Source organism: Nocardioides sp. NPDC057772, from assembly GCF_042798075.1.
Taxonomy (GTDB): Bacteria; Actinomycetota; Actinomycetes; order Propionibacteriales; family Nocardioidaceae; genus Nocardioides.
In genome coordinates this window covers 1-4412 of the sequence record NZ_JBHVKN010000295.1, presented here as the reverse complement: position 1 = coordinate 4412, position 4412 = coordinate 1, and the positions used below count along the sequence as shown (strand labels likewise).

Annotated in this window: 1 protein-coding gene; it reads left to right on the top strand. The window is 70.0% G+C overall.

Annotation, left to right across the window (positions count from 1 at the left end; translation table 11 throughout):
• On the top strand, positions 1-4390 hold a 4390-nt coding region (gene pulA, locus ACFVJS_RS26515), incomplete at its 5' end, for a pullulanase-type alpha-1,6-glucosidase (protein WP_378886551.1).
• Between the last annotated feature and the right edge of the window lie 22 nt (positions 4391-4412).

Below are 4412 nucleotides of genomic sequence, written 5' to 3'. Positions count from 1 at the left end.
CGTCAACATGGACTTCTGGACCGAGTGGGCGACCGCGCTGGACGCCTATGCCGCCAAGCAGGGCCGCGAGGACTTCTTCATGTTCGGCGAGGTCTACTCCGCCGACAGCGACATCACCTCCCGGTACGTCACCCGCGGCCGCCTCGACGCCACCTTGGACTTCCCCTTCCAGGACGCCGCCCGCGCCTACGCCTCGCTCGGCGCCCCGGCCGACCGGCTCGCAGGAGTCTTCGCCGACGACTACAAGTACGCCACCGACAAGGCCAACGCCTACGAGCAGGTCACCTTCCTCGGCAACCACGACATGGGCCGGATCGGCACCTTCCTCGCGGCCGACCACCCGGACGCGACCGACGCCGAGCTCGTCCGGCGCGCCCGGCTCGCCAACGAGCTGATGCTCCTCTCCCGTGGCAACCCGGTCGTCTACTACGGCGACGAGCAGGGCTTCACCGGTGCCGGTGGCGACAAGGATGCCCGCCAGACGCTCTTCGCCTCAGAGGTCGCCGACTACCTCGACGACGACCAGCTGGGCACCGACCGCACCCATGCGTCGGACGCGTACGACACCAGCCACCCGATCTACACCGCGATCGCCGCGCTCGCGAAGCTGCGCAAGGACCACCCGGCGCTGACCGACGGCACCCAGAGGGAGCTCCACGCCGAGGACTCCGTCTACGCCTTCTCCCGCACCGGCGAGGACCGCGAGTACGTCGTCGCGGTCAACAACGCGACCGAGGCGAAGACCGTCAGCCTGCCCGTGGAGTCGGCTGGTTTCGAGACGATCTACGGTGGCGACGCGACCCCGACCGCGGCCGACGGCAAGATCACCGTGACCGTCCCGGCGCTCTCGTCGGTGGTACTGCGCGCCCAGGCCGAGCTCCCCGACGCCGGCGCGAAGCCCACCCTGACGCTGACCGCTCCCGAGGCGGGCGCCACCGGGACGGTCACCCTCTCCGCCGACCCGGGGGAGACCGCCGGCGCCCGCGTCGTCTTCGCCGCCCAGATCGGCAGCGGGAAATGGCGCACCCTCGGTTCCGTCGACCACGCTCCCTACAAGATCACCCAGTACGTCCCGGCGACGGTCGCCGAGGGCACCGCGCTGCGCTACAAGGCCGTGGTCGTCGACCGCGACGGACGCACCGCGAGCGACCTCGCCGAGACCACCGCCGGACAGGCACCCGCCGCCGAGAGGCCGAGCGCCGTCGACCGTGACTACGCGGTCGTGCACTACCGGCGCACCGACGGCGACTACACCGGCTGGCGGCTGCGGGCCGGTGACCAGAGCGCGGAGTTCAGCGGCCGCGACGCCTACGGCGCGTTCGCCTGGATCAAGCTGCCCGAGGGCGCGTCCTCGGTGACGTACACGGTCGAGAAGGACGGCACCGCCGACGGCGGCCAGCGGACGATCGACCTCGCCGAGACGGGCGAGGTCTGGGTCGAGGCCGGCAGCGACGGACAGCAGGCCGCCAGGCCCGACGGGATCTACCCGGCGCCCGACACCTCGAAGGCCGTGATCCACTTCCACCGCCCCGACGGCGACTACGACGGCTGGGGGCTGCACACCTGGACCGGTGCCGCGAACCCCACCGAGTGGTCCAAGCCGCTGCAGCCCACCGGCAAGGACGCCTACGGCGTCACCTTCGAGGTGCCGCTCGTCGACGGCGCCACCTCGCTCAACTACATCGTCCACAAGGGCGACGAGAAGGACATCCCCAACGACCGCTCGCTCGACCTGGCGACGTACGGGCACGAGGTGTGGCTCAACTCGGGCGACACCGGCTATCTGCTGCCGTCGGTCGGTTCCGCCCCCGAGCTCGACCTGACCAAGGCGCACGCGCAGTGGATCGACGAGACCACCGTCGTGCTGCCGAAGGAGAAGGCGAGCGGCTCGGCGCTGTCCACGCAGCTGGTCTACGACCGCGACGGCGGGATCACCGTCGAGGACGGCGCGCTCAGCAGCGAGGGCCGCTGGCTGCGGCTCCGGGGAGCGTCGCTGACCGACGAGCAGAAGGCACGGTTCCCACACCTGAAGGAGTACGCCGCGTTCACCGTCGACACCCGTGACCGCGACCGGATCCGGGAGGCACTGGCCGGCCAGGTCGTGCTCACCCAGCGCATCGGCAACGGTGCCCTGGTCACCGGCACCGGCGTGCAGTCCCAAGGCATCCTCGACGACCTCTACGCCGCGAAGGCGGAGAAGGCGTCGCTCGGACCGGTGTTCGAGGACGGCAAGGTGACCTTGTCCGTGTGGGCGCCGACCGCCCACGAGGTGAAGCTCGAGCTCGACGGCAAGACGGTGCGGATGCGCCGCGACCACGCCAGCGGCGTCTGGTCGGCGACCGGCTCGGCAACCGCCTGGCGCGGCAAGGAGTACCGCTACGTCGTGAGGGTGTGGGCGCCGAGCGTGCAGAAGGTCGTCACCAACAAGGTCACCGACCCCTACTCGGTCGCGCTCACCGCCGACTCCGAGCGCAGCCTGGTCGTCGACCTCGGCGATCGATCGCTCGCCCCGAAGGGTTGGTCGACGCTGAAGAAGCCGAAGGCGGTCGCGATGAAGGACGCCCAGATCCAGGAGCTCCACATCCGCGACTTCTCCGTCGAGGACGAGACCAGCGACCACCCCGGCCGCTATCTCGCCTTCACCGACAAGGACAGCGACGGCTCGAAGCACCTGCGCGAGCTGGCCGAGTCCGGCACGTCGTACGTCCACCTGCTGCCGGCCTTCGACATCGCCACCATCCCGGAGGAGAAGTCCGACCAGACCACCCCCGACTGCGACCTCGCGTCCTATGCGGCCGACAGCGACAAGCAGCAGGAGTGCGTCGCCGCGGCGGCAGCCCGGGATGCGTACAACTGGGGCTACGACCCCTACCACTACACCGTCCCGGAGGGTTCCTACGCCAGCGACCCGGACGGCACCGACCGGACGGTCGAGTTCCGGCAGATGGTGAAGTCGCTCAACGAGGACGGCCTGCGGGTCGTGATGGACGTGGTCTACAACCACACCACCAGCAGCGGCCAGGCGAAGACGTCCGTGCTCGACCGGATCGTGCCCGGCTACTATCAGCGGCTGCTGTCCGACGGCTCCGTCGCCACCTCCACCTGCTGCGCCAACACCGCCCCGGAGAACGCGATGATGGGCAAGCTCGTCGTCGACTCGATCGTCACCTGGGCCAGGGACTACAAGGTCGACGGCTTCCGCTTCGACCTGATGGGTCACCACCCCAAGGCCAACATGCTGGAGGTCCGTGAGGCCCTCGACGCCCTGACCCTCGAGAAGGACGGCGTCGACGGGAAGAGCATCATCCTCTACGGCGAGGGCTGGAACTTCGGCGAGATCGCCGACGACGCCCGCTTCGTGCAGGCCACCCAGAAGAACATGGCCGGCACCGGCATCGCGACGTTCAGCGACCGAGCCCGCGACGCCGTACGCGGTGGCGGCCCCTTCGACGCCGATCCGGGTGTCCAGGGCTTCGCGAGCGGTCTCTACACCGACCCGAACTCCTCACCCGTCAACGGCACCGAGGCGGAGCAGCGGGCGCGGCTGCTGCACTACCAGGACCTGATCAAGGTCGGGCTGTCCGGCAACCTCGCCGACTACTCGTTCACCGACACCGACGGTCGCCGGGTGACCGGGGCGGAGGTCGACTACAACGGCTCGCCGGCAGGCTATGCGGACGAGCCCGGCGACGCGCTCGCCTACGCCGATGCCCACGACAACGAGTCCCTCTACGACGCGCTCGCCTTCAAGCTGCCCGCGTCCACGAGCACCGCGGACCGTGCCCGGATGCAGGTGCTCGCGATGGCGACCGCCGCGCTCTCGCAGGGACCGGCGCTCTCCCAGGCCGGCACCGACCTGCTGCGCTCGAAGTCGCTGGACCGCAACTCCTACGACTCCGGCGACTGGTTCAACGCGATCCACTGGGACTGCGAGGACGGCAACGGCTTCGGGCGAGGGCTGCCTCCGGCGGCCGACAACAAGGACAAGTGGCCCTATGCCAAGCCGCTGCTCGCCTCGGGGGCCGTCCCCGGCTGCTCGGACATCGAGGGTTCCTCGGCCGCCTACCAGGACCTGCTGAGGATCCGTACGGACGAGCCGGCCTTCCATCTGGCCACGACGGGACAGGTCCAGGAGAAGCTGTCCTTCCCGCTCTCGGGGAAGGACGAGACCCCGGGCGTGATCACCATGCGCCTGGGTGACCTGGTGGTCGTCTTCAACGCGACCACGACGACGCAGCAGCAGACCGTGAAGGACGCCGAGGGCGCCGGCTACCGCCTGCACCCGACGCAGGCCACCGGCTCCGACGAGGTCGTGAAGTCATCCGCCTTCGACGCGGACTCCGGCACCTTCACGGTGCCCGCGCGGACGGTGGCGGTCTTCACCCGCTGACGAGAGGAAAACGACGCGGCCC